The sequence below is a fragment of the Streptomyces sp. NPDC002537 genome, assembly GCF_053594975.1.
In genome coordinates, this window is sequence record NZ_JBSFWT010000011.1 from 22,192 (window position 1) to 48,283 (window position 26,092).

Genomic DNA, 26,092 nt, shown 5'->3' on the forward strand with positions numbered 1-26,092 from the left:
ACTCGGCTCCGGGAGCCGGGACTTCGACACGGTCCTCGCTGTCCTCATGGGCCGGGGCGAGCTCAAGGCGCAGGGGCTGGTGCGCCCCTTGTCGCCCCGGTAGGTTCGCCGCGACTTATGCGAACCCAAGGGGAGGGCGAATGCGCAAGGCATTCAGATGGCTGCTGGCGCTGGTGGTGCTCATGGGCACCTTCGGCGTCGGCGCCGCCACCGCCGGGACGGCCGCTGCCGCGACCACGACCGAGCCGGACATCAAGCAACGCATCCTCGACATCCCGGGGATGAACTTCGTCGAGGAGAAGCCGTACGACGGCTACCGCTACCTCGTCCTGACGTACGATCAGCCGGTCGACCACCGGCGCCCGGACAAGGGCACGTTCAAGCAGCGCTTCACCCTGCTGCACAAGTCGACGGAACGCCCGACCGTCTTCTTCACCTCCGGGTACAACGTCAACACCAACCCCGGCCGCAGCGAGCCCACCCGGATCGTCGACGGCAACCAGGTGTCGATGGAGTACCGCTTCTTCACCCCGTCGCGGCCGCAGCCCGCCGACTGGTCCAAGCTCGACATCCGGCAGGCCGCCGCCGACCAGCACCGCCTGTTCCAGGCGCTCAAGCCGGTCTACCGCAAGAACTGGCTGGCCACCGGCGGCAGCAAGGGCGGCATGACGGCGACGTACTACCGCCGCTTCTACCCGGACGACATGAACGGCACCGTCGCCTACGTCGCGCCCAACGACACCAGCAACGGCCAGGGCTCGGCGTACGACCGGTTCTTCGCGAACGTCGGCGACCAGGCGTGCCGCAAGCAGCTCGACTCCGTGCAGCGGCAGGCGCTCGTCCGCCGCGACGAGATCGTCGCCCGCTACCAGAAGTGGGCCGACGCCAACGGCAAGACGTTCAAGGTCATCGGCGACGCCGACAAGGCGTACGAGAACGTGGCCCTCGACCTGGTGTGGTCGTTCTGGCAGTACCACCTGCAGAGCGAGTGCGCGACCGTGCCCGCGACCGACGCCTCCACCGACGACCTGTACAAGTTCATCGACACCGTCTCGGGCTTCGACAGCTACACCGACCAGGGCCTGGAGAAGTTCACCCCGTACTACTACCAGGCGGGCACCGAGCTCGGCTCGCCCGTCGTGCACACGCCGCAGCTCAAGGGGCTGCTGCGGTACCCCGGGATCAACACCCCGCGGGCGTACGTGCCGCGCGACATCCCGATGAAGTTCCACCCCGGCGCGATGGCCGACATAGACCGCTGGGTCCGCAACGACAGCGAGCGGATGCTCTTCGTCTACGGACAGAACGACCCGTGGAGCGGTAAGCCGTTCAGCGTCGGACGGCACGCGGAGCAGCGGCACGACCACCGCTTCTACGCGCCCGGCGGCAACCACGGCTCGAACATCGCCCAGCTCGTCGCCGACGAGCGGGCGACGGCCACCGCCGAGGTCCTCCAGTGGGCGGGCGTCGCCCCCAAGGCCGTCCAGAAGGACGTCTCGAACGCCAAGCCGCTCGCCCCGTACGACGCGAAGCTCGACCGCCCGGCGGTCGAACGGCAGTACAGCCTGCGGCCGTAACAGGTCGTAGCAGGCCGTAGCCCTCGTGTGGCCGTCCCGCACCCGGTGCGGGGCGGCCACCGCCGGCGCCGTGAAGGGGGGTGCGCCGGCGGCGGTGCGCTGTCGGCCGCGGGCGGCGGAGAGGGAGGGTCGGCCACGCGCCCGGCGGCCCACGCCGACACCGCACCGCGGTGGGCCGGACAGCACGCCCCTTGGACGGGCGGCGCCGCCGAGCGGTTCCGCACGGGGAGCGCGTCAGCTGTGCGCGCGCCGCTTGCCACCGAGCCGGGCCGGCAGCCGCCGGGTCAGGAGCCGCGCGCGCGGGGCCAGCCGCCGCGCCATCGCGAACACCGACTCCGTGCGCGAGCGGTCGGAGTCCAGCACCGTGAACAGATTGACGCCCAGATAGAACGTGATCGCCGCGTTGGCCAGATCACGCGGCGGCGTCAGCCGGGCCAGCGGCGTCCCCCCGATGACCCGCTCCAGGGCCTCCTCGACGAACGCGATCCACGGCTCCGCCCGTACCTTGATCTCCTCGCGCAGCTCCGGCTTGGCCACGGCCGCCGCCACCAGCTCGGAGAACAGCGTCAGATGACCGGCCTCGACGTCGTGCCGGTACACCCGCGTACCGGCCTCGACCAGATCCTCCAGCGTGCGGCAGTCCGCGACGGCCTCGGACAGCACCGCCATCCGCTCCTCGGACGACCGGTCCAGCGCGGCGAACAGCAGCGGATCGACGCCCCCGAAGTGATAGAAGACCAGCGCGGAATTGACCCCGGCCTCCTTGGCGATCGTCCGCGCACTGGACTTCCCGTACCCCTGCTCCCTCAGCACGACCCCGGCCGCGCCGATCAGCCGTTCCTTGGTGTCCTCCACCGCCATGTCCAGCCGCCCTCTCGCCAGGGGCGATCATACGGTTCGGGGCGGTCGGTCCTCGGAGCGCCTGAAGGACGGCTCCAAGGCCGACACCGGAGCGGCCCGGCGCTTCGCAGTCGAGAACCAGGGTGCCCTCGTGGGTCAGCTTGCGGCGGGCCGCTCGCCCTGCTCCGCGAGCACCTCGTCGAAGACCCGTCGCGCTCCCGCCCGCTCCTGCTCCGACACCGGGCCCTTGCGGCGTTCGTAGTCGGCCAGATACTCATCCAGGGTCCGGCCGCGCAGTTCGCGCTCGACCGCCGCCGTGATGAACGAGGAGAACTCGCGCTCGCCCACGCGGCGCCTGATGGCTTCCGCTGTGCCTTCCGGGAGCGACAGACTCACTCTGGTCGCCGGCCCCTCGCCGATGCCGTACGGGTTCTCGGTCACGCATCGAGATTATTGAAAGAGTGGGAATCCCGTCGGCGGAGCGGCCCGCCCCCCTACGCCGCCACCGCCTCCCCCGTGAACGTCCGCCACAGCTTCGCGTAGTGCCCGTCGCGGGCGAGGAGTTCGGTGTGGGTGCCGTCCTCCGCGACGCGGCCGTCGGACATGACGATCACGCGGTCGGCGCGGGCCGCGGTGGAGAGGCGGTGGGCGACGACGAGGGTCGTGCGGCGGCCCGCGAGGCGGTCGGTGGCCTGGTTGACGAGGGCCTCCGTGGCGAGGTCGAGGGCGGCGGTGGCCTCGTCGAGGAGGAGGACGTCCGGGTCGACCAGTTCGGCGCGGGCCAGGGCGATCAACTGGCGCTGTCCGGCGGAGAGGTTGCGCCCGCGCTCGGTGACCTCGTGGAGGTAGCCGCCGTCGAGGGAAGCGATCATCGCGTGGGCGCCGACGGCCCGCGCCGCGGCCTCGACCTCGGCGTCGGAGGCGTCCGGGCGGCCGTACGCGATGGCGTCGCGGACGGTGCCGGGGAAGAGGTACGGCTCCTGGGGGACGACGCCGAGGCGGTGCCGGTAGCCGGTGGGGTCGAGGTCCCGCAGGTCGTGGCCGTCCACCCGGACGGCGCCGGACGTCGGGTCGTAGAACCGCGCCACCAGCTTGACCAGGGTCGACTTGCCCGCGCCCGTCTCGCCGACGAACGCCACGGTCTGCCCGGCGGGGACGGTCAGGGCGATGCCGGTCAGCGCGGGTGTCCCGTCGCCGTAGTGGAAGTGCACGTCGTCGAAGTGGACCGTGCCGCTCAGCTCCCGCACCTCGCGCGGCTCGGCGGCCACCGGGGTCGTGGTGGGCTCGCGCAGCAGTCCCTGGACGCGGCCCAGGGACACGGTCGCCTGCTGGTAGCCGTCGAAGACCTGCGACAACTGCTGGACGGGCGCGAAGAACAGGTCGATGTAGAGCAGGTAGGCCACCAGCGCGCCCGCCGTCAGCGTGCCGTCGCTCACCCGGCCCGCGCCCACGATCAGCACGGCGGCCGCGGCGACGGACGACAGCAGCTGCACGAACGGGAAGTAGACGGATATCAGCCACTGGCCGCGCACCCGCGCCGTGCGGTAGCCGTCGCTGCGCTCGGCGAACCGCCGGGCACCGGTGGCCTCCCGGCGGAAGGCCTGCACGATGCGCAGCCCGGCGACGCCCTCCTGGAGGTCCGCGTTGACGAGGCCGACGCGCTCGCGGGCGAGCTCGTACGCCTTGACGCTCTTCCTGCGGAACACCACTGTGCCGACGATCAGCAGTGGCAGCGTCGCGAAGACCACGAGCGCCAGCTCGACGTCGAGGACCAGGAGGGCGACCAGGATGCCGAAGAAGGTGAGGACGGAGACGACCGCGGTGATCAGGCCGGTCTGGAGGAAGGACGACAGGGCGTCCACGTCCGTCGTCATCCGGGTCATGATCTTGCCGGTGAGCTCGCGCTCGTAGTAGTCGAGCCCGAGCCGCTGCAGCTGGGCGAAGATCTTCACGCGGAGCGCGTAGAGCACGCGCTCGCCCGTGCGTCCGGTCAGCCGGGTCTCCGCGAACTGCGCGGCCCACTGCACGAGCACCACCAGCAGCGCGAGCCCGGAGGCCGCCCAGACGGCGCCGAGGGCCAGCCGCTGCACACCCTGGTCGATGCCGTGCCGGATCAGGATCGGCAGCAGCAGCCCGGCGACCGCGTCCACGACCACCAGCAGCAGGCCCACCGCCAGCGGAGCCCCGAAGCCGCGCAGCAACTGCCGCAGCCCGTACGACTCCTCGGGCCGGGCGGCCCGCTCCTCGTCCACGTCGGGCGTGTCCGTCGCGGGCGGCAGCGCGGCGACCTTGGCGAGCAGCTCGGGCGTCGCGGGCATCCCGGCGAGGTCGGGGGAGGGGCCGGTGTCCTTGCGGACCCAGAGTTCGGGGGTGACGCCGTCGACGACGGTCCGCTTGGTCCTCGCGCGCGGGATGTCCGCGGGTACGGCCAGGCCCGTGGCCGACGCCTCACCGCCGAACGCGCCCGCGAGGGCGAGCGGGTCCGAGGCCGAAGCCGGGGCCGGGTCCTGCGCGGCGCCCGCGGGGTCCTTCCGGACGCCCGCCAGCTCCTCCGGGTCGGTCAGCAGCCTGCGGTACAGCTCGCAGCGGCGCTCCAGCTCCTCCGCCGTGCCGATGTCGGCGAGGCGGCCGCCGTCGAGGACGGCTATCCGGTCGGCGAGCGCCAGCGTCGACGCACGGTGGGCGATCAGCAGGGTCGTACGGCCCGCCATGACGCCGCGCAGCGCCTCGTGGATCTCGTGCTCCACGCGCGCGTCGACCGCGGAGGTCGCGTCGTCGAGGAGCAGCAGCCGGGGGTCGGTGAGGATGGCGCGGGCGAGCGCGATGCGCTGCCGCTGGCCGCCGGAGAGGGTGAGGCCCTGTTCGCCGACCTCGGTGTCGTAGCCGTCGGGCAGCGCGGTGACGAAGCCGTCCGCCTGCGCGGCGCGCGCGGCGGCCCGTATCTGCTCGTCGGTGGCCTCGGGGTGTCCGTAGGCGATGTTGTCGCGGATCGTCGCGGAGAACAGGAAGCTGTCCTCCGGCACCAGCCCGATGGCCGCCCGCAGCGAGGGCAGCGTCAGGTCGCGCACGTCGTGGCCGCCGACCCGGACGGCGCCGCTCGTCACGTCGTAGAAGCGCGGCAGCAGCAGCGAGACCGTGGACTTGCCGCTGCCGGACGTGCCGACGACGGCGACGGTCTCACCGGGCTCGATGCGCAGGGAGAAGTCGGCGAGGACGGGCCGCTCCGGGTCGTAGCCGAAGGCGACGCCGTCGAACTCCACGGTGGCGGGGGCGTCCGCGGGAAGCTCGTGCGCTCCCTCGCGCTCCTCCACGACCGGCTCGGTGTCGATGAGCTCGAAGACGCGCTCCACGCCCGCCCGCGCCTGCTGGCCCACGGTCAGCATCATCGTGAGCATCCGCACCGGCCCGACGAGCTGCGACAGATAGGTCGAGAAGGCCACGAACGTGCCGAGGGTGATCTGACCGCGCGTGGCCATCCAGCCGCCGACCGCCAGCATGGCGACCTGTCCCAGGGAGGGCACGGCCTGGAGAGCGGGGGTGTAGCGGGAGTTGAGGCGTACGGTGCGCAGCCGCCCGGCGAAGAGACGGCGGCTGACCTCGCGGAGCTTCGCGGCCTCCTGCGCCTCCTGCCCGAAGCCCTTGACGACGCGGACGCCCGTGACGGCACCGTCCACGACGCCCGCGACGGCGGCGGCCTGGCCCTGCGCGTACCAGGTGGCCGGGAAGAGCTTGACGCGGCTGCGCTTCGCCAGGAACCACAGCGCGGGTGCCACGGCGAGGGCGATGACCGTGAGCAGCGGCGACAGGAAGACCATCACGGCCAGCGAGATCACGAAGAGCAGGATGTTGCCGATCATCATCGGCAGCATGAAGAGGAGGCTCTGCACCAGCTGGAGGTCGCTGGTGCCGCGGCCGACGACCTGCCCGGTGGAGAGCTCGTCCTGGCGCTTGCCGTCGAGCCGGGCGATCGAGGCGTACATCTCGGTCCGCAGGTCGTGCTGGACGTCGAGGGCGAGGCGGCCGCCGTAGTAGCGGCGGAGGTACGTGAGGCCGTAGACGACGACCGCGGCGGCTATCAGCAGCCCCGCCCAGGGGGCCAGCGGGCGGCTGCGGGCGCCTATGACGTCATCGATGATCAGCTTGGGTATGAGCGGGACCAGCGCCATGACGGCCATGCCGGCGAGGGAGGACCCGAGCGCGAGCAGCACGCTGCGGCGGTAGCGCCAGCAGTGTCCCGCGAGCCGTCGGGCCCATCCTTGACCGCTCGTGTCCGTCGTCGTCACCGTCGCCCTCCCGTTGCTTCCGGTTGCTTCCGGCGTTTGCCGTCCGGGAGGCCCAACGCTGTCGCCTGCGGATTTCATCCCGGCGCAACAATTGGCGCCCCGGCGGGCGGGAAGCCGGGTACGCGCCGTTGCCTCCCCCAGCCTTCGGCCGGGGGGACCCCCAGCGGCGGAGGCGGCCTGCGGCCGCGTCCTCAAACGCCGGACGGGCTGGTTTTGCTGGCGTAGTCCGCAGCCTGCGGGCACATTCAGCCCGTCCGGCGTTTGAGGACAAGCGGCGCAGCCGCTTTGGGGGTCCGGGGGTTTCCCCCGGTTCGGGAAGAGGCGGGCAGGGGACAAGGCACGCCGCAGGCGCGACCCGCCTAGAGCGGCGCCAACCCCGCCGCCCACAACACATACGCCGTCATCGGTTCGTAGAAGCGCGGGTCGGTCACGTGGTCGTCCAGCGGGACAGCCACCCGCAGGGTGCCCTCCGCCTCTGCCAGGAACAGCGCCGGGTCGTTGCAGTCCGCGTAGCCGACCGTGTCGATGCCGCGCTGCGCCGCGCAGCCCGCCCAGCCGTGGTCGGCCACGACGAGGTCCGGCAGGGGGCTGCCCTCGCGGGTGAGGCCGTCGAGGACGGCGGCCATCGGGGCTCCCGAGTGCGTGTGCCAGAGGGAGGCACCGCCCTCGAACACGGCGACGTCGGCGAACTGCCAGACGGAGCCCTCGTCGGCCCGCAGCCCGCCCGGGATGCGGACGATCTCGCAGCCCGCGGCCCGCAGCGCCCGCGCCGTCATGTGGTGCACGTCCAGCAGACCGCCCGGGTGCCCGGTCGCGAAGAGCACCCGCTGCCGCCCCTCGGCGGCCTTGCGCAGCAAGGTGGCCGCCCGCTCCAGGGCGTCCACGGTGAGCTCGGGGTCGATCGTGTCCTGCCCGGCGCGGTGGGCGAGGTCGTCGCTGACGCCGCAGCGCTCCGCCATGACGGCCAGCACGTCCTGCTCGTCCGTCCAGCGGTCGCCCAGCTCCAGCCCCAGCCAGTGCCGCCGGTCGCCCGACGCGAGCTTGCGGTAGTGGTCGAGGTTGTTCTCGCGCGGCGTGGCCACCGCGCCCGCGATGCGCGTACGGACGAGGTGGTCGACGAGTTCGGCACGGCTCGGTATCGGCATACGGCTCATTGTCTCCCCCGAGGAATTTTCGATGGACGTGGTGTCCATATGGCGGGTCCGGACCCTGCACTACGTACATGTGCGGAATCCGCCGCCCTGCCTACCCTCGGGTACGTCCACCGCGACCGCCCCGACGTTGAATCGACCGTGACGCGTCCGTGATTTCGAGAGGCCCCAGAATGAGCACCCCCGCCCCCCGTGAACCGCGTGGCCCCGTCGACTCCTCGCGCATCCCGCGCTACGCGGGCCCGGCGACCTTCGCCCGCCTGCCGCGCCTGGACGAGGTCGGCACCGCCGACGTGGCCGTCGTCGGCGTGCCCTTCGACACCGGTGTCTCCTACCGGCCCGGCGCCCGCTTCGGCGGCAACGCCATCCGTGAGGCGTCGCGGCTGCTGCGCCCGTACAACCCGGCGCAGGACGCCTCGCCCTTCGCGCTCGCGCAGGTCGCCGACGCCGGCGACATCGCCGCGAACCCGTTCGACATCAACGAGGCCGTCGAGACCATCGAGGCCGCGGCCGACGACCTGCTCGGCACCGGCGCCCGCATGATGACGCTGGGCGGCGACCACACCATCGCGCTGCCGCTGCTGCGCTCGGTCGCCAAGAAGCACGGCCCGGTCGCCCTGCTGCACTTCGACGCGCATCTGGACACCTGGGACACGTACTTCGGCGCCGAGTACACCCACGGCACGCCGTTCCGCCGGGCCGTCGAGGAGGGCATCCTCGACACCGAGGCGCTGTCCCACGTGGGCACGCGCGGCCCGCTGTACGGCAAGAAGGACCTCACCGACGACGAGAAGATGGGCTTCGGCATCGTCACCTCCGCCGACGTCATGCGGCGCGGGGTCGACGAGATCGCCGACCAGCTGCGCCAGCGCGTCGGCGACCGCCCGCTGTACATCTCCATCGACATCGACGTCCTGGACCCGGCCCACGCGCCCGGCACGGGCACGCCGGAGGCCGGCGGCCTGACCTCCCGCGAGCTGCTGGAGATCATCCGCGGGCTGTCCTCCTGCAACCTGGTCTCCGCGGACCTGGTCGAGGTCGCGCCCGCGTACGACCACGCGGAGATCACGTCGGTGGCGGCGTCCCACACGGCCTACGAGCTCACCACGATCATGTCCCGGCAGATCGCGGCGGCCCGCGGCTGACGGAGGAGCGCGGCGCGCGGGCCGTACGTCAAGACGGCGTATGGCCCGCCGCGCCGGGCGACAAAGGCGCGTCAGGGCCCGTACACACGGCGTAGCCGGACGGTTGGCTGAGGTGATCACCCACCCGACCGTCGAAGGCCGCCATGCTGCACCTGGTCCCCGAGCAGGACACCGCCCCACCGAAGGCCACCAGGCGCAGCCACCGCCGCGTGTCCGGCGGTGCCGTCGACCCCAAGCAGCTGGTCGCCTCCCTCCCGGACGCGGTCCGCAAGCTGCATCCGCGGGTGATGGTCAAGAACCCGGTCATGTTCGTGGTCGAGGTCGGCTCGGTCCTCACCACGCTCTCCGCGGTGTTCGACCCGTCCGTCTTCACCTGGCTGATCAGCGGCTGGCTCTGGCTCACCGTCGTCTTCGCCAACCTCGCCGAGGCCGTCGCCGAGGGCCGGGGCAAGGCGCAGGCGGAGTCCCTGCGCCGGACCCGGTCCACCATCGTGGCCCGGCGGCTGCGCAGTTGGCGGGTGGGCATGGACCGCCGCGACTGGGAGGAGCAGCGGGTCGCCGCGGCCGACCTGCGGCCGCAGGACTTCGTGGTCGTCGAGGCGGGCGGGATCGTGCCCGGCGACGGCGAGGTCGTCGAGGGGGTCGCGGCCGTGGACGAGTCGGCGATCACGGGCGAGTCCGCACCGGTCATCCGGGAGGCGGGCGGCGACCGTTCGGGGGTCACGGGCGGTACGCAGGTGCTGTCGGACCGGATCGTCGTCCGCGTCACCTCCCGCCCCGGGCACACCTTCCTCGACCGCATGATCGCCCTGGTCGAGGGGACCAGCAGACAGAAGACGCCCAACGAGCTGGCGCTCAACATCCTGCTCGCCTCGCTCACCGTGATCTTCATCCTGGCCGTGGTCTCGCTGCAGCCCATGGCCGACTGGGCGGGCGCCCCGCAGACGATCACCGTGCTGGTCGCCCTGCTGGTGACGCTGATCCCCACCACGATCGGCGCCCTGCTGTCGGCGATCGGCATCGCGGGCATGGACCGGCTGGTGCAGCGCAACGTCCTCGCCCTGTCCGGCCGCGCCGTCGAGGCGGCGGGCGACGTCAACACCCTGCTCCTCGACAAGACGGGCACCATCACCCTCGGCAACCGGCAGGCCACCGCCTTCGTGCCCGTCAAGGGCGTGCGGGACGGCCTGCTGGCCGACGCGGCCCAGCTCTCCTCGCTGGCCGACGAGACGCCCGAGGGCCGCTCCGTCGTCGCCCTCGCCGAGCGGTACGGCATCCCCGAGCGCGGCCAGGGCGATCTGGCGTACGCGCACTTCGTGCCGTTCTCCGCGCAGACGCGGATGAGCGGTGTCGACTTCGCCTGGGAGAACGGGGTCTGCCGCATCCGCAAGGGCGCGGGCGCCGCCGTGGCGCGCTGGGTCGCGCAGCGCGGCGGCGGCGTCCCCACCGAGGCGGAGTGGATCGTCGAGTCCATCGCGGGCCAGGGCGGTACGCCGCTGCTCGTCGCCCTGGAGGACCACAACGGCGCCCGGGTGCTGGGCGCGATCCATCTCAAGGACGTCGTCAAGCCCGGCATCGCCGAGCGCTTCGCCGACCTCCGTGCCATGGGCATCAAGACCGTCATGATCACCGGCGACAACCCGCTGACCGCCAAGGCCATCGCGGCCGAGGCGGGCGTGGACGACTTCATGGCGGAGGCCACCCCCGAGCAGAAGCTCGCCCGCATCCGCGAGGAGCAGGCGGGCGGCAACCTCGTGGCCATGACCGGTGACGGCACCAACGACGCGCCCGCGCTGGCCCAGGCGGACGTCGGCGTCGCCATGAACACCGGCACCTCCGCCGCCAAGGAGGCCGGGAACATGGTCGACCTGGACTCCAACCCCACCAAGCTCATCGAGATCGTCGAGGTGGGCAAGCAGCTCCTCATCACCCGCGGCGCGCTCACCACCTTCTCCATCTGCAACGACGTGGCGAAGTACTTCGCGATCGTCCCCGCGATGTTCGGCGGGGTCGCGGGCTACGAGGGCCTGGAGAAGCTCAATGTCATGGGCCTGCACAGCTCCACGTCGGCCATCGCCTCGGCGATCATCTTCAACGCCCTGGTGATCGTCGCCCTGATCCCGCTGGCCCTGCGCGGCGTCCGCTACGCCCCGACCTCCGCGCAGGCGCTGCTGAGCCGCAACCTGAGCGTGTACGGGCTGGGCGGGCTCGTCGCCCCGTTCATCGGCATCAAGCTCATCGACCTGCTGATCCAGCACGTACCGGGGATGTGACCGCTCCACCGTCCGACGGCGGGGGAAGCCGGGGCGCCTAGGAACTCCGGGGGAGCAGACCGCGCAGGTAGGCGCTCCCGGCGCTCGCCAGACCGGCGAAGCCGGGTGCCCCGGGGTGCCACCTCCGCTCGTACTCCCAGCACAGCCAGCCGTCCCAGCCCGCCCGCACGAGCTCGTCCGCGCACGCCTCCAGCGGCAGCACGCCCGCGCCCAGCGGGACCGGCGTCAGGTCGTCCGCCGACGCCACGTCCTTCACCTGCACATAGCCCAAGTGCGGTGCCAGCACGGGAAAACTCACCGCCGGCGGCTCACCCCCCAGCCAGGTGTGCAACACGTCCCAGAGCGCCCCCACATTGGGGTGCCCCACGGGGCCCAGCACCCGCGCGGCGTCCTGTCCCCGGCGGTGCGAGTCGTGCGTCTCCAGCAGCACGTGCACCCCCAGGTCCGCCGCGAGCGGCGCCACCGCGCCCAGCCGCCGCGCCGCGGTCGCGTCGGCCTCCGCGGCGGGACGCCCGTCCCCGCCGGGGAACACCCGTACGTACCGCGCCCCGAGGTCCCCGGCCAGCCGGACCAGCCCGGCCAGCCCGTCGAGCACGGCCCCGTCCGGCTCCGCCGAGGCCACCCGGACGTACCCGGCGACGGCGAGGATCTCCACCCCGGCCCCCGCGAACTCCGCGACTGCGTCGGCCCGTTCCCGTTCCCCCGTCCCGGGGTGCAGGGGTTCCTCCGGGTGCGCGCGCAGTTCGACCCCGTCGTAGCCGTGCGCGCGGGCCAGCCGCACCACATCGGGGAGGGGCAGTCCGGGCACACCGAGCGTGGAGAAGGCGAGTTTCATGCGATGCGCGTTCCCCGGGGGCGCGCGGGAAATGCTCCTTGTACGGCAGAAGGGGGTGACCGGCACGGACACCACGACCTTGCGGATCGCCATGAACGGCGTCACCGGACGCATGGGACACCATCAGCACCTCGTCCGCTCCGTCCTCGCCCTGCGCGAGCAGGGCGGCATCGACACCGGCGACGGCGGCAGACTGTGGCCGGAACCCGTCCTCGTCGGACGCAGCGCACAGAAGCTCAAGGCACTCGCCGGGCGGTACGGACTGGACGCCTGGACCACCGACCTCGACGCCGTCCTCGGCGACCCCGCGATCGACGTCTACTTCGACGCGCAGACCACCGCCGCGCGGGAAACCGCGCTCCACAAGGCCATCACCGCGGGCAAACACGTCTACTGCGAGAAGCCGACCGCCCTGGACTCCGGGGGCGCGCTGCATCTCCACAGCAGGGCGGTGGAGGCGGGCGTCAAACACGGCGTCGTCCAGGACAAGCTGTTCCTGCCGGGCATCCGCAAACTCAAACGCCTGCTGGACGGCGGTTTCTTCGGCCGCGTCCTGTCGGTGCGCGGGGAGTTCGGCTACTGGGTCTTCGAGGGCGACTGGCAGCCCGCGCAGCGCCCCTCGTGGAACTACCGCGACGAGGGCTGCGGCATCACCGCCGACATGTTCCCCCACTGGGAGTACGTTCTGCGCGAGCTGTTCGGCCCCATCCGGTCCGTACAGGCGCATCTGGCCACCCACATCCCGCGCCGCTGGGACGAGCAGGGCAAGCCGTACGAGGCGGCCGCGGACGACGCCGTCTACGCGATCCTGGAGCTGGAGAGCGGCGCCGTCGCACAGCTCAACTCCTCCTGGGCGGTGCGCGTGCACCGTGACGAGCTGCTGGAGTTCCAGGTCGACGGCACCGAGGGCTCCGCCGTCGCGGGCCTGCGGCACTGCCGTGCGCAGCACCGCTCGGCCACCCCGCGGCCCGTGTGGAACCCCGACGTGCCCGCCGCCGACGACTTCCGCGCCCAGTGGCAGGAGATCCCGGACAACGGGGAATCCGGGGAGGGCACCAACGCCTTCAAGGCCCAGTGGGAGCTGTTCCTGCGCCACGTGGCCCTGGACGAGCCCTGGCGCTTCGGCCTGGACGCGGGCGCGCGGGGCGTACGGCTCGCACAGCTCGCAGCGGCGTCGGCACGCTCCGGTCGCAGGCGGTACGTCAGCCCGGACGGCGGTCCGGAGGCCGGCCCGGATGCCGACTCGGACGGCGACCGGGACCTCGGCCGGCCCTTCGGCGACTGCGCCCCACCGGGGGCGCGATGATCCGGCTGCCCGACGCGTCCGGGGCGCTCCGCCCGTACGCGCCCCGGCAACGCCCCCTGGAGCTGGGGAAGGGCGGGCCGCCCGTCTCCCGCACGGTCTTCGCCGCCGCGCACGTCGTCGCCGACCCGTACGGCAACACCACGCCCTACGGGCCCGCCGACCTCGACTGGGACACCACGCTCGCCTTCCGGCGCCATCTGTGGGCGCACGGCCTGGCCGTCGCCGAGGCGATGGACACCGCGCAGCGCGGCGCGGGCCTGGACTGGGCGCGGGCGGCGGAGCTGATCCGGCGCTCCGCCGCCGAGGCGCGGTCCGTCGGCGGCCGGATCGCCTGCGGCGCGGGCACCGACCAACTCGCGCCCCCGTACGGCACCCTGGCGGACGTCGCGGCCGCGTACGAGGAACAGCTCGCCCTCGTGGAGGAGCACGGAGCCCAGCCGGTCCTGCTGGCTTCCAGGGCGCTCGCGGCGCTCGCCACCGGACCGGACGACTACCGGGAGCTCTACGGGCGGCTGCTGCGGCAGACGGCCGCCCCCGTGGTCCTGCACTGGCTGGGGCCGATGTTCGCCCCCGCCCTGGAGGGCTATTGGGGCAGCGACGACCCGGACGCCGCGGCCGGGACGCTCCTCGACATCGTCACCGCCCACCGCGGCAAGGTCGACGGCGTGAAGGTGTCGCTGCTGGACGCGGAGCGCGAACGGGCGCTGCGCGCGCGGCTGCCCGCCGGTGTGCGCTGCTACACGGGCGACGACCTGCACTACCCCGAGCTGATCGAGGGCGACGGCCACGGCCACAGCGACGCGCTGCTGGGCGTCTTCGACCCGCTGGGGCCGCTCGCCGCGCATGCCGTGCGCCGGCTCGACTCCGGTGACCGGCGGGGCTTCCGGGAGCTGCTGGACCCGGCCGTGCCGCTGTCCCGGCATCTCTTCGAGCCGCCCACGCGCGCGTACCGCGCCGGTGTCGTCCTGCTGGCGTGGCTCGCGGGCCACCAGGACCACTTCACGATGGCCGGGGGCCTGCACGCCGCCCGCTCGCTGCCGCACCTGGCGCGCGCCTACGAACTGGCCGACGGGCTGGGCCTGTTCCCGGACCCGGACCTCGCCGAGGCCCGCATGGCACGGCTGCTGGTCCTGCACGGGGCCGGGCCGTGACAGGCCTCGCGCGCTTCAGCCTCAACCAGCGGACGGTGCGGCAGTGGTCCCTGCCCGAACTCGTGGCGGGCTGCGCGGCGGCCGGGGTGCGCCGGGTCGGGCTGTGGCGGGAGCCCGTCCGGGAGTACGGGACCGAGGCCGCCGCCCGGCTGGTGCGCGCTGCCGGGCTGACCGTCAGCAGCCTGTGCCGGGGCGGCTTCCTGACCGCCGCGGACCGCGCGGGGCGGACCGCGGCGCTGGCCGACAACCGGGCGGCCGTCCGGGAGGCCGCCGCGCTCGGCACCGACACCCTCGTCCTGGTCTCCGGCGGCCTGCCCCCGGGCAGCCGCGACCTTCCGGGGGCCCGCGAACGGGTCGCGGACGCCCTCGCCGAGCTGGGGCCGTACGCCGCCGGGCACGGGGTGCGGCTCGCCGTCGAGCCGCTGCACCCGATGTACGCGTCCGACCGCTGCGTCGTGTCGACGCTCCGTCAGGCCCTCGACCTGGCCGAGCGGTTCCCCGCCGACCAGGTGGGCGTGGCGGTCGACAGCTACCACCTGTGGTGGGACGACACGCTGGCCGCACAGCTCGTCCGGGCCGGGGAGGGCGGCCGGATCGCGGCCTGCCAGCTCGCCGACTGGGTCACCCCGCTGCCCGAAGGGGTGCTGCTGGGGCGGGGCCAGCTCGGTGACGGATGCGTGGATCTGCGGTGGTTCCGCGAACGGGTCGACGCCGCCGGATACCGGGGACCCGTCGAGGTGGAGATCTTCAACCCGGGGCTGTGGGCGCGGGACGGCCGGGCGGTCCTGGCGGAGATCCTGGACCGCTACCAGCGGTATGTCCTGGGGGTACCCGCGGTAACGGGGGAGTGATCGTTCCCGAATCCGGTAACGGATCGATAACTCCTTGAACGGCGTGCAACCCTTTGGCGGTTCGGCGGGTCGTAACTTGCGTCGGGCTTCCTGGGGAGGGATCCGGGGGGATTCGGAGGAAGCCGGTTTTGGGGGGCGCCCGAGGGGCCCGGTCGTCGGACCGGGCCCCTCGGCATATACGGGATATACGGGCGCGTGGGGGTTGTCCACAGGCCCGAACGGCTGTCGGACCCGGGCGGTACCGTCGGGTCATGGTGAACATGGCAGTGGTCGAAGGGGTCCTGGAGCGGATCACCTACGCCAACGAGGAGAGCGGCTACACCGTCGCCCGTGTGGACACCGGCCGCGGCAGCGGCGACCTCCTCACGGTGGTCGGCGCGCTGCTCGGCGCCCAGCCGGGGGAGTCGCTGCGGATGGAGGGCCGCTGGGGCTCGCACCCGCAGTACGGCCGCCAGTTCACCGTGGAGAACTACCAGACCCTGCTTCCCGCCACGGTCCAGGGCATCCGCCGCTATCTGGGCTCCGGCCTCATCAAGGGTATCGGCCCGCGCATCGCCGACCGCATCACCGAACACTTCGGCACCGACACCCTGGACGTCATCGAGAAGGAGCCGGAGCGCCTGATCGAGGTCCCCGGCCTCGGCCCCAAGCGGACGAAGATGATCGGCGCCGCCTGGGAGGAGCAGAAGGCCATCAAGGAGGTCATGGTCTTCCTCCAGGGCGTCGGCGTCTCCACCTCCATCGCCGTGCGCATCTACAAGAAGTACGGCGACGCCTCCATCTCCGTGACCCGCAATCAGCCCTACCGGCTGGCCGCCGACGTCTGGGGCATCGGCTTCCTGACCGCCGACCGCATCGCCCAGGCCGTCGGCATCCCGCACGACAGCCCCGACCGCGTCAAGGCCGGTCTGCAGTACGCCCTCTCGCAGTCCACCGACCAGGGCCACTGCTTCCTCCCCGAGGAGAAGCTGATCGCCGACGCCGTCAAGCTGCTCCAGGTCGACACCGGGCTGGTCATCGACTGCCTCGCCGAACTCGCCGCCGACGAGGAGGGCGTGGTCCGTGAGCGCGTCCCCGGCCCGGACGGCGAGCCCGTCACCGCCGTCTACCTCATCCCCTTCCACCGGGCCGAGCTCTCCCTCGCCGCCCAACTGACGCGGCTGCTGCGGACCGACGACGACCGGCTGGCCGCCTTCCGGGACGTCGACTGGGACAAGGCCCTGGCCTGGCTCGCCGCCCGCACGGGCGCGGAGCTGGCCCCCGAGCAGCAACAGGCCGTCCGGCTCGCGCTCTCCAGCAAGGTCGCGGTCCTCACCGGCGGCCCCGGCTGCGGCAAGTCCTTCACCGTGCGGTCGGTGGTGGAGCTCGCCCGCGCCAAGAAGGCCAAGGTCGTGCTCGCCGCCCCCACCGGCCGGGCCGCCAAACGGCTCTCCGAGCTCACCGGCGCCGACGCGTCCACCGTCCACCGGCTCCTGGAACTCAAGCCCGGCGGCGACGCCGCGTACGACAAGGAACGGCCGCTGGACGCCGATCTGGTGGTGGTCGACGAGGCGTCCATGCTCGACCTCCTGCTGGCCAACAAGCTGGCCAAGGCCGTCGCGCCGGGAGCCCACCTGCTGCTCGTCGGCGACGTGGACCAGCTGCCGTCCGTCGGCGCCGGAGAGGTCCTCCGCGACCTGCTGGCCCCCGGCAGCCCCGTCCCCGCCGTCCGGCTCACCCGCATCTTCCGGCAGGCGCAGCAGTCCGGCGTGGTCACCAACGCACACCGCATCAACTCCGGGACGCAGCCCATCACTCAGGGCCTCGCGGACTTCTTCCTCTTCCCCGAGGAGGACACCGAGGAGGCGGGCCGGCTCACCGTGGAGGTGGCGGCGCGGCGCATCCCCGCGAAGTTCGGCCTCGACCCCCGCCGCGACATCCAGGTGCTGGCCCCCATGCACCGCGGCCCGGCGGGCGCGGGCACCCTCAACGGGCTGCTCCAGCAGGCGATCACGCCCGCCCGCCCCGACCTGCCGGAGCGCCGCTTCGGCGGCCGGGTCTTCCGCGTCGGCGACAAGGTCACCCAGATCCGCAACAACTACGAGAAGGGCGAGAACGGCGTCTTCAACGGCACCGTGGGCGTGGTCACCGCCCTGGACGCCGTCGAGCAGCGGCTCACCGTGCGCACCGACGAGGACGAGGAGGTGGGCTACGACTTCGACGAACTCGACGAACTCGCCCACGCCTACGCGGTCACCATCCACCGCTCGCAGGGCAGCGAGTACCCCGCGGTGGTGATCCCCGTCACCACGGGCGCCTGGATGATGCTCCAGCGCAATCTCCTCTATACCGCCGTGACCCGGGCAAAACGCCTGGTGGTGCTGGTGGGCTCCCGCAAGGCCCTGGGGCAGGCGGTGCGCACGGTCTCCGCGGGCCGCCGGTGCACGGCCCTGGATCACCGGCTCCGGGGCGGTGTTGAAGGTGGCATTCGTCTCCAGACGGTTTACCAACCGGGAGGAACGGGGCAGTATGGCCAGCTGGACGGCACTGAGTGCCGTCTTTAGGCCCTATGGCCGACCCCGAGTGCACGTGCATCGTCCAAATGGGGGAAGGTAGGGGTAGTCAGGGCACCTCGAAGAAGAGGCACAACGTCGGTGAGGGATGACGTGAGCGACAACTCTGTAGTAGTGCGGTACGGGGACGGCGAATACACCTACCCGGTGGTCGACAGCACTGTCGGCGACAAGGGCTTCGATATCGGCAAGCTCCGCGCCCAGACCGGGCTGGTGACCCTGGACTCCGGTTACGGCAACACCGCCGCATACAAGTCCGCGATCACCTACCTCGATGGCGAGCAGGGCATCCTCCGCTACCGCGGTTACCCGATCGAGCAGGTCGCCGAGCGCAGCAGCTTCCTGGAGACGGCGTTCCTGCTCATCAACGGCGAGCTGCCGTCCGTCGACGAGCTGGCCACCTTCAAGGGCGAGATCACCCAGCACACGCTGCTGCACGAGGACGTCAAGCGCTTCTTCGACGGCTTCCCGCGTGACGCCCACCCGATGGCGATGCTGTCCTCGGTCGTCTCCGCGCTGTCCACCTTCTACCAGGACAGCCACAACCCGTTCGACGAGAAGCAGCGCCACCTCTCGACGATCCGGCTGCTCGCCAAGCTGCCCACGATCGCGGCGTACGCCTACAAGAAGTCGATCGGCCACCCGTTCGTCTACCCGCGCAACGACCTCGGCTACGTCGAGAACTTCCTGCGCATGACGTTCTCGGTGCCGGCGCAGGAGTACGACCTGGACCCGGTCGTCGTCAGCGCCCTCGACAAGCTGCTGATCCTGCACGCGGACCACGAGCAGAACTGTTCGACCTCCACCGTGCGTCTGGTCGGCTCCTCGCAGGCGAACATGTTCGCCTCGATCTCCGCCGGCATCAGCGCCCTGTGGGGCCCGCTGCACGGTGGCGCCAACCAGTCGGTCCTGGAGATGCTCGAGGGCATCCAGGCCAACGGCGGCGACGTCGACTCCTTCATCCGCAAGGTGAAGAACAAGGAGGACGGCGTCCGCCTGATGGGCTTCGGCCACCGCGTCTACAAGAGCTTCGACCCCCGGGCGAAGATCATCAAGGCGGCGGCGCACGACGTCCTCTCGGCGCTCGGCAAGTCCGACGAGCTGCTGGACATCGCGCTGAAGCTGGAGGAGCACGCGCTCTCCGACGAGTACTTCGTCTCGCGCAACCTCTACCCGAACGTGGACTTCTACACGGGTCTGATCTACCGGGCCATGGGCTTCCCGACCGAGATGTTCACCGTGCTCTTCGCGCTCGGCCGCCTCCCGGGCTGGATCGCCCAGTGGCACGAGATGATCAAGGAGCCGGGTTCCCGCATCGGCCGCCCGCGCCAGATCTACACCGGCGTGGTGGAGCGCGACCTCCCGGTCGAGCGCGCCTGACGGCGGTAAGCAAGGGCAGTGAAAAGCGCCCCGCTGCCGATCCCCCCACGGGTCGGAGCGGGGCGCTTTCCGTGTCCCGGTACGGATTCCCCCCACGGGATCCGGCCGGGAGTCGCGGTGCGCGGAGCCGACGCGATCTGCCGGGACGCGTACCGACGGGAGGGCCGCTCAAAGCTCCCCGGTGTACGTGCCCCGGCCACGCGTGGCCGGTACCGTCCCCCAAGACGATCCAGCACTGCCTGGTTAGACCCACGACCCCCCGCAATGGTTACCCCGAATCGGCTGTGATCTAGGTCTCCGGCCATAAGGGGACGTAAAAGGGCAAGCGGCTAAATGTGTCGATCTTGTGTCGTTTTTATGGCCGATTCATGGTCGACGTGAACGGCGGGGGCGGGTTTCAGCCGAAGCGGCGCAGCCGCAGGCTGTTGGTCACCACGAACACCGAGGAGAAGGCCATCGCCGCCCCCGCGATCATGGGGTTGAGCAGCCCGGCGGCCGCGAGCGGCAGCGCGGCCACGTTGTAGCCGAACGCCCAGAACAGGTTGCCCTTGATGATGGCGAGGGTCCGGCGCGCGAGCCGGATCGCGTCCGCGGCCACCCGCAGGTCGCCCCGGACGAGCGTGAGGTCGCCGGCCTCCATGGCCGCGTCCGTGCCCGTCCCCATGGCCAGCCCCAGATCGGCCGTGGCCAGCGCGGCGGCGTCGTTGACCCCGTCGCCGACCATCGCGACCGTACGGCCCTCGCCCTGGAGCCGCCGGACGACCTCGGCCTTGTCCTGCGGCAGCACCTCGGCGATCACCTCGTCGATGCCCACCGCGCGGGCGACGGACGCGGCCACCGCCGCGTTGTCCCCGGTCAGCAGCACCGGCCGGAGCCCCAGCGCCCGCAGCCGGGCGACCGCCTCCGCGCTGGTCTCCTTGACGGTGTCGGCGACGGAGACGACACCGCGTGCCTCCTTGTCCCAGGCCACCACCACCGCCGTACGGCCCTCGGCGCGCGCCGCGGCCAGGGCGTCCGCCAGCCGGGCGGGCAGCTCGATCCCCGCCTCGAACAGCAGCGACTCCCGGCCCACCAGCACCTCACGCCCCTCGACCAGGCCGCGGACGCCCCGCCCCGGCAGGCTCTCGAAGTGCTCCGCGGGCGGCAGTTCGCCCGTCCGCTCGGCGGCCCCGGCCGCGACGGCCCGTGCCACCGGGTGCTCGGAGCAGTGCTCCAGCGCGCCCGCGTAGCGCAGCAGTTCACGCTCGTCCGTGCCCGCCGCGGGGACCACGTCGTGCAGGCCCGTCCGGCCCGTCGTCACCGTGCCCGTCTTGTCGAGCACGACGGTGTCCACCTGCCGGGTGGACTCCAGCACTTCCGGACCCTTGATCAGGATGCCGAGCTGGGCGCCCCGGCCCGTGCCGACCAGCAGCGCGGTCGGCGTGGCCAGCCCCAGGGCGCACGGGCAGGCGATGATCAGCACCGCCACGGCGGCGGTGAACGCGGCCGTGGCGTCCCCGGTGGCCAGCAGCCAGCCCGCCAGCGTGCCGAGCGCGATCAGCAGGACCACGGGCACGAAGACCCCCGAGATCCGGTCGGCGAGGCGCTGCACCCGCGCCTTGCCGTTCTGTGCCTCCTCCACCAGCCGCGCCGTCCGGGCGAGCTGGGTGTCGGAGCCGACCCGGGTCGCCTCGACGACCAGCCGCCCCGAGGCGTTGACGGTCGCCCCGGCCACGGTGTCGCCCACCGCCACGTCCACCGGCACCGACTCGCCCGTCAGCATCGACGTGTCCACGGCGGACGCGCCCGCGACCACCGTGCCGTCCGTGGCGATCTTCTCCCCGGGCCGTACGACGAAGCGGTCGCCGACCGCCAGCCGGGACACGGGGATCCGCTCCTCGCGGCCGCCGCGCAGCACGGCCACGTCCTTGGCGCCCAGCTCCAGCAGCGCCCGCAGCGCGGCACCCGCCTTCCGCTTGGACCGCGCCTCCAGCCAGCGCCCGGCCAGGATGAACGTGGTCACCCCGGCCGCCGCCTCCAGATAGATCGCCGACGAGCCGTCCGTGCGGGCGACGGTGAGCGCGAACGCGTGCCGCATGTGCGGCATCCCGGCCGTGCCCAGGAACAGTGCCCACAGGGACCAGCCGAACGCGGCCAGCGTGCCGATCGACACCAGGGTGTCCATGGTCGCGGCACCGTGCCGGGCGTTGGTCCACGCGGCCCGGTGGAAGGGCAGCGCGCCCCAGACCACCACGGGCGCGGCCAGCGTCAGCGAGAGCCACTGCCAGTTGTCGAACTGGAGCGCCGGGACCATCGACAGCAGGACGACCGGCAGCGACAGCACGGCGCTGACCGTCAGCCGCTGCCGGAGCGCCTCCGCCTCCCCGCCGCCCTCCGGCTCCGCCGGCCCCGCGGCTGCCTCGGGCTCGGGCGCCCGGGGCGGCTCGGCGGTGTAGCCCGTCCGCTCCACGGTGGCGACGAGATCGGCGACCGCCACGCCCTCGCCGAAGGCGACACGCGCCTTCTCCGTGGCGAAGTTGACGGTGGCGTGGACGCCTTCCATCCGGTTGAGCTTCCGTTCCACCCGGGCGGCGCACGAGGCGCAGGTCATCCCGCCGATGGTCAGCTCGACCTCGGTGGGGGCGGTCGCCGTGCCGGCGGGTGCTGCCGTGCTGTTCATCGCGGATTCCCGGTGGGAGGGGGCGGGACGGGGCAGGGGGTGCGGGTCAGACGCGGCCCGTGAGCTCGTAACCCGCCTCGTCGACGGCGGCGCGGACCGCCTCGTCGTCCAGCGGGGCCGCGGCGGTGACACTGACCTGCCCGGTCGCGGCGACGGCCTTGACGGAGGTGACCCCGGCGAGGGCGGAGATCTCCTCGGTGACCGCCGACTCGCAGTGGCCGCAGGTCATGCCGGTCACCTGGTAGACGGTGGTGGACTCGCTCATGGTGGTTCTCCTCGGTGAGGTCGCGCTTCGCTGGGACAGCGTGGTGGACAACAGCGGGAACACCTTACCCCCTGGGGGTATTCCGGAGGGAAGCGTTTCCCTGGGAACGAGGGGCTCCGGAGCAGGTTTCCGGACATGGCGGGGCCCCGGCCGGAAGGTCCGGCCGGGGCCCCGGGGGAGCGGCTGCTCAGCCCTGGTTGTCACGCCGGGAGCGGTTGCCGGGGCGGGCGGCGACCCAGGAGCGGATGGTGTCCGCGAACCAGTACGGCTTGCCGCCCTCGGTGAGGTCGGGCACGGGGAGCAGCCCGTGCTTGCGGTAGGTCCGGACGGTGTCGGTCTGTACGCCGATGTGTGCCGCGATCTCTTTGTAGGACCAGAGTCGACGATCGGTCATCTCTCGCGCCTCTCCGCTGTGCCGCGACGACGGAGGGGGGTCCGTCGGGGGAGCCGCGGCACGGCCTCTTGATCACTGAGCCTGTTCCCGGAGAACGACGCAGAGTGACCGACGACGAGCGGTTGTCGAACGGCTGTGACCGAAGCTCTGCCAAAGCGTGACGGGTGTGACCGACACGTAACGGTACGAGGCGTTATGAGGGGATACGGGACTTGCCCGTCAGAGCGGCCCGATCCGTTCGGTCACCTCGGGCATCCGTACGGGGCGGTTCTCCCGCCGGGACAGCTCGCAGGCCTCGGCGACGAGCAGGGCGGCCAGACCGTCCCGGCCGGAGCACGGACTGGCCGCCTCGCCGCGCACGGCCCGGAGGAAATGGGCGAGTTCGGCGCGGTACGCGGTGTCGAACCGCTCCAGGAATCCCGCCCAGGGCCGGGCGGGCGCGCCCGGCCCGCCGGGCTCGGCGGAGGTGGCGGGCGTACGGTCGTCGAGCCCGACCACCCACTGGTCGCGCTCACCGGACAGCTCCGTCCGCACGTCGTACCCCGCGCCGTTGTAGCGGGTGGCGGTCGCCGTGACGAGCGTGCCGTCGTCCAGGGTGAGCAGGGCGGCGGCGGTGTCCACATCGCCCGCCTGCCGGAAGCGGTCCGCGCCGCCCGCCGAGCCGCGTGCGTACACCTCCGTCACCTCACGGCCCGTCAGCCACCGTACGGCGTCGAAGTCGTGGACCAGGCAGTCGCGGAACAGCCCGCCGGACAGGGGCAGGAACTCCGGCGGCGGGGGAGCGGGGTCCGAGGTCACGGCCCGGATCGTGTGCACCCGCCCCAGCCGCCCCGCACGCAGCGCTTCGCGCGCGGCGCGGTAGCCGGGGTCGAAGCGGCGCTGAAAACCGAGCTGCAGGAGCGTGCCCGCGTCCTCGACGGCGCGCAGGGCGTCCCGGGTGCCGGCCGGGGTGAGGGCGACGGGTTTCTCGCAGAATGTGGGGAGCCGGGCGGTTGCGGCCTTGACGATGAGGTCGGCGTGGGTGGTGGTGGGGGTGGTGATGACGACCGCGTCGACCGTGTCGAGCAGGGCGTCGACGGGTGCGGCCCGGGCGCCTGTTCGCTCCGCGAGGGCCGCTGCGCGGTGTGGGTCGGTGTCCGAGACGATGAGTTCGCCGACGGCGTCGGCGTTGACCAGTACGTTGGCGTGGAACGTGCCGATGCGGCCCGCTCCGATGAGTCCGATGCGCATGTGGTCACCTTTCTCTCCCCAGCCCCGCCCCTTCCCGAAACCGGGGGAGACCCCCGGACCCCCAACCACGCTCCGCGCGGTGTCCTCAAACGCCGGACGGGCTGAAATGCCCGCAGGTTGTGGAGCACGGTCAGCAAATTCAGCCCGTCCGGCGATTGAGGACGCGGCCGCAGGTCGCTCCCGCCGCAGGCGGTGACGGTGGTGCGGCTATGCGTACAACCGGGGGCGGCCCGCCAGGGCGACCGGTACTCGGGTGCCCGACGACTGGGCCCGGACGCCGGCTTCGCAGACGGCGGCGGCCGCGTAGCCGTCCCACGCGCTCGGGCCCTCCGTGCGGTTCTCGCGGGCGGCGGTCACCCAGGACTGCACCTCCCGGTCGTACGCCTCGCGGAACCGCGTCACGAAGTCCTGGGCGATCTCGCCGCCCCAGCGGCCCGCCGTGTTGACGAGGAGCTCGTGTGCCTCGCCGATCCGCGCGCTGCCGCGCTCGCCGACGGCCTCGCACTGGACCTGGTAGCCGAAGCCGCAGTTGACGAAGATCTCGACGTCGGCGAGGGCGCCGCCGGAGGTCTCCAGGAGGACGAGCTGGGGGTCGCCCAGCCCCTCGGGCGCGGCCGACGAGCGGGCGGGCTTGTGGACGGTGACGGCCGTGATCTCCTGCCCGAGCAGCCAGCGGGTGGCGTCGATCTCGTGCACCACCGAGTCGTGGATCATCATCGGCTCGGTGTAGCCGGGCGGGGTGGCCGCGTTGCGGTGCCGGCAGTGCAGCATCAGCGGCCGCCCGAGTCCGCCGCCGTCCAGCAGGGCCTTCAGCCGCAGGTACTCCGCGTCGTACCGCCGCATGAAGCCCACCTGCACGCGCCGGTGCCCGAGTCGGACCTCCGCCTCCACCACGCGCAGCGCCGACGCGGCGTCCGGCGTCAGCGGCTTCTCGCACAGCACGGGCAGGTCGCGCGCCAGTGCCGCCGTCAGCGCCGCCTCGTGCGCGGGCGCGGGGGAGGCGATGAGCACGGCGTCCACGCCGGGCGCGGCCAGGGCGGCGGCCGGGTCGGTGTGGGCCGCGCAGCCGTCGATGCCCGCGGCCGCCTGCTCGGCCCGGTCGCCGTCGACGTCCACGACGGCCGCGACCCGGGCCCCGCTGATCACCCGGTCGAGCCGCCGTACGTGGTCGGCGCCCATCCGGCCCGCGCCGATGACGGCCACGCCGAGCGTGCCGTGCTGCGTCATGGGGGTCATGGGGGTGTCTCCTCCATCTCAGAGGCCGCAGCCGCGCAGGAAGTTACGGGTGCGCCGGGCGATCGGCAGCGGGCGGTCGGGCGGGCACGGGTACATGTCCTGCTCCACGATCGCGAACAGGTCGGCGTCCAGCTTCGCGGCGGCCGCGAGCACGGGCTCCAACGCCGGTACGCCGCGCGGCGGTTCGCACATCACACCCTGCCGTACGGCGGGCCCGAACGGGGTGCCGTTCGCGACGACCTTGGCGAGGACGGCCGGATCGACCTGCTTGAGGTGGAGGTAGCCGATCCGCTCCCCGTACGTCTCGATGAGCCGGACGCTGTCGCCGCCGCAGTACGCGTAGTGGCCGGTGTCCAGGCACAGTCCGACCAGCTCGGGGTCGGTCGCGTCGAGGAAGCGCCCGACGTTGGCCTCGCCGTCGATGTGGGTGTCGGCGTGCGGGTGGACGACGATCCGGAGGCCGTAGCGGTCGCGGACCTCGCGGGCCAGCCGCTCCGTGCCGGTGGCGAGGTGCCGCCACTGCTCGGCGGTCAGCTCGGGGCTCTCGATGACCTCGGCGGTCCGGTCGTCGCGCCAGAAGGACGGGATGACGACGAGGTGGCGCGCGCCCACGGCCCGCGTCAACTCGGCGACCCGCGCCACGTGTTCCCAGGTCGCGTCCCAGACGGCGGGGCCGCGGTGCAGGGCGGTGAAGACCGTACCGGCGGAGACGGAGAGGCCGCGCCGCCCCGTCTCCTCGCGCAACAGGGCCGGGTCGGTGGGGAGATAGCCGTACGGCCCCAGCTCGATCCAGGCGTAGCCCGCGTCGGCGACCTCGTCCAGGAAGCGCCGCCAGGGGACCTGGGCCGGGTCGTCGGCGAACCACACGCCCCAGGAGTCCGGAGCGGAACCCACCCGGATGCGGGAAGCGGGCGAAGGCGCGGGGGTGGGGGGCATCTGCGGCTCTCCTCGGGTCGCCTCGTGC

At 72.7% G+C, this 26,092-nt stretch carries 19 protein-coding genes; 8 read left to right on the forward strand and 11 right to left on the reverse strand.

The features are described from left to right. The first annotated feature begins 140 nt into the window (after positions 1 to 140). The gene (locus ACWD4A_RS07810) at positions 141 to 1,577 is read left to right on the forward strand and encodes a S28 family serine protease (RefSeq protein WP_451190698.1); all 1,437 of its coding nucleotides are present in this window, start codon (positions 141 to 143) and stop codon (positions 1,575 to 1,577) included. A gap of 234 nt (positions 1,578 to 1,811) precedes the next feature. Here ACWD4A_RS07810 and ACWD4A_RS07815 read toward each other — a convergent pair whose 3' ends face one another. The 4 genes from ACWD4A_RS07815 to ACWD4A_RS07830 all read right to left on the reverse strand — a co-directional run bounded on the left by ACWD4A_RS07815 (position 1,812) and on the right by ACWD4A_RS07830 (position 7,845). Further along, positions 1,812 to 2,438 carry a TetR/AcrR family transcriptional regulator gene (locus ACWD4A_RS07815; RefSeq protein WP_451190702.1) on the reverse strand — a complete coding sequence of 209 codons (627 nt, stop codon included), beginning with the start codon at positions 2,436 to 2,438 and terminating at the stop codon, positions 1,812 to 1,814. A 135-nt stretch (positions 2,439 to 2,573) separates the two neighbouring features. Further along, positions 2,574 to 2,858 carry a hypothetical protein gene (locus ACWD4A_RS07820; protein ID WP_451190705.1) on the reverse strand — a complete coding sequence of 95 codons (285 nt, stop codon included), beginning with the start codon at positions 2,856 to 2,858 and terminating at the stop codon, positions 2,574 to 2,576. Between the two features lie 53 nt (positions 2,859 to 2,911). Next, positions 2,912 to 6,700 (reverse strand): ABC transporter ATP-binding protein, encoded by a 3,789-nt coding sequence (locus tag ACWD4A_RS07825; RefSeq protein WP_451190708.1) that lies wholly within the window; start codon positions 6,698 to 6,700, stop codon positions 2,912 to 2,914. Positions 6,701 to 7,059: 359 nt separating this feature from the next. Further along, on the reverse strand, positions 7,060 to 7,845 hold the full coding sequence (locus ACWD4A_RS07830) for a phosphatase (protein ID WP_451190712.1): 786 nt from the start codon (positions 7,843 to 7,845) through the stop codon (positions 7,060 to 7,062). Between the two features lie 179 nt (positions 7,846 to 8,024). Here ACWD4A_RS07830 and speB point away from each other — a divergent pair, with 179 nt between their 5' ends. After that, positions 8,025 to 8,996, forward strand: coding sequence for an agmatinase (speB, locus tag ACWD4A_RS07835; protein ID WP_451190715.1), 972 nt, complete (start codon positions 8,025 to 8,027; stop codon positions 8,994 to 8,996). A gap of 143 nt (positions 8,997 to 9,139) precedes the next feature. After that, on the forward strand, positions 9,140 to 11,269 hold the full coding sequence (gene kdpB / locus ACWD4A_RS07840; RefSeq protein ID WP_451190718.1) for a potassium-transporting ATPase subunit KdpB: 2,130 nt from the start codon (positions 9,140 to 9,142) through the stop codon (positions 11,267 to 11,269). 37 nt (positions 11,270 to 11,306) lie between these two features. On the opposite strand, the gene ACWD4A_RS07845 is transcribed toward kdpB, so the two are convergent. Further along, positions 11,307 to 12,104 carry a sugar phosphate isomerase/epimerase family protein gene (locus tag ACWD4A_RS07845; RefSeq protein ID WP_451190721.1) on the reverse strand — a complete coding sequence of 266 codons (798 nt, stop codon included), beginning with the start codon at positions 12,102 to 12,104 and terminating at the stop codon, positions 11,307 to 11,309. A gap of 31 nt (positions 12,105 to 12,135) precedes the next feature. Between ACWD4A_RS07845 and ACWD4A_RS07850 the strand changes: the two genes are divergently transcribed. From ACWD4A_RS07850 to ACWD4A_RS07870, 5 genes are all read left to right on the forward strand, one after another. After that, a complete protein-coding gene (locus ACWD4A_RS07850; protein WP_451190724.1) occupies positions 12,136 to 13,410 on the forward strand; it encodes a Gfo/Idh/MocA family protein in 1,275 nt (424 codons plus the stop codon). Then, on the forward strand, positions 13,407 to 14,561 hold the full coding sequence (locus ACWD4A_RS07855) for a dihydrodipicolinate synthase family protein (protein ID WP_451190727.1): 1,155 nt from the start codon (positions 13,407 to 13,409) through the stop codon (positions 14,559 to 14,561). Before ACWD4A_RS07850 ends, ACWD4A_RS07855 begins: the two co-directional genes overlap by 4 nt. Further along, positions 14,558 to 15,412 (forward strand): sugar phosphate isomerase/epimerase family protein, encoded by an 855-nt coding sequence (locus tag ACWD4A_RS07860; protein ID WP_451190730.1) that lies wholly within the window; start codon positions 14,558 to 14,560, stop codon positions 15,410 to 15,412. Before ACWD4A_RS07855 ends, ACWD4A_RS07860 begins: the two co-directional genes overlap by 4 nt. Positions 15,413 to 15,663: 251 nt before the next feature. After that, the gene (recD2, locus tag ACWD4A_RS07865) at positions 15,664 to 17,955 is read left to right on the forward strand and encodes an SF1B family DNA helicase RecD2 (RefSeq protein ID WP_451190733.1); all 2,292 of its coding nucleotides are present in this window, start codon (positions 15,664 to 15,666) and stop codon (positions 17,953 to 17,955) included. A gap of 102 nt (positions 17,956 to 18,057) precedes the next feature. Further along, the gene (locus ACWD4A_RS07870; RefSeq protein WP_451190736.1) at positions 18,058 to 19,344 is read left to right on the forward strand and encodes a citrate synthase; all 1,287 of its coding nucleotides are present in this window, start codon (positions 18,058 to 18,060) and stop codon (positions 19,342 to 19,344) included. Positions 19,345 to 19,741: 397 nt separating this feature from the next. Here the strand turns inward: ACWD4A_RS07870 and ACWD4A_RS07875 are convergent, their stop codons facing one another. From ACWD4A_RS07875 to ACWD4A_RS07900, 6 genes are all read right to left on the reverse strand, one after another. Further along, entirely contained in the window at positions 19,742 to 22,003 is a 2,262-nt protein-coding gene (locus ACWD4A_RS07875; RefSeq protein WP_451190739.1) for a heavy metal translocating P-type ATPase, read from the reverse strand. A gap of 46 nt (positions 22,004 to 22,049) precedes the next feature. Beyond that, a complete protein-coding gene (locus ACWD4A_RS07880) occupies positions 22,050 to 22,307 on the reverse strand; it encodes a heavy-metal-associated domain-containing protein (protein WP_451190929.1) in 258 nt (85 codons plus the stop codon). Positions 22,308 to 22,455: 148 nt separating this feature from the next. Next, positions 22,456 to 22,662, reverse strand: a complete 207-nt coding sequence (locus tag ACWD4A_RS07885; protein WP_451190742.1) for a helix-turn-helix transcriptional regulator — start codon at positions 22,660 to 22,662, stop codon at positions 22,456 to 22,458. Between the two features lie 219 nt (positions 22,663 to 22,881). Then, complete coding sequence (locus tag ACWD4A_RS07890; protein WP_451190744.1) at positions 22,882 to 23,892, reverse strand: Gfo/Idh/MocA family protein; 1,011 nt, start codon at positions 23,890 to 23,892, stop codon at positions 22,882 to 22,884. 207 nt (positions 23,893 to 24,099) lie between these two features. Then, entirely contained in the window at positions 24,100 to 25,119 is a 1,020-nt protein-coding gene (locus tag ACWD4A_RS07895; RefSeq protein WP_451190932.1) for a Gfo/Idh/MocA family protein, read from the reverse strand. Between the two features lie 27 nt (positions 25,120 to 25,146). After that, positions 25,147 to 26,064, reverse strand: a complete 918-nt coding sequence (locus tag ACWD4A_RS07900) for a sugar phosphate isomerase/epimerase family protein (protein WP_451190746.1) — start codon at positions 26,062 to 26,064, stop codon at positions 25,147 to 25,149. Between the last annotated feature and the right edge of the window lie 28 nt (positions 26,065 to 26,092).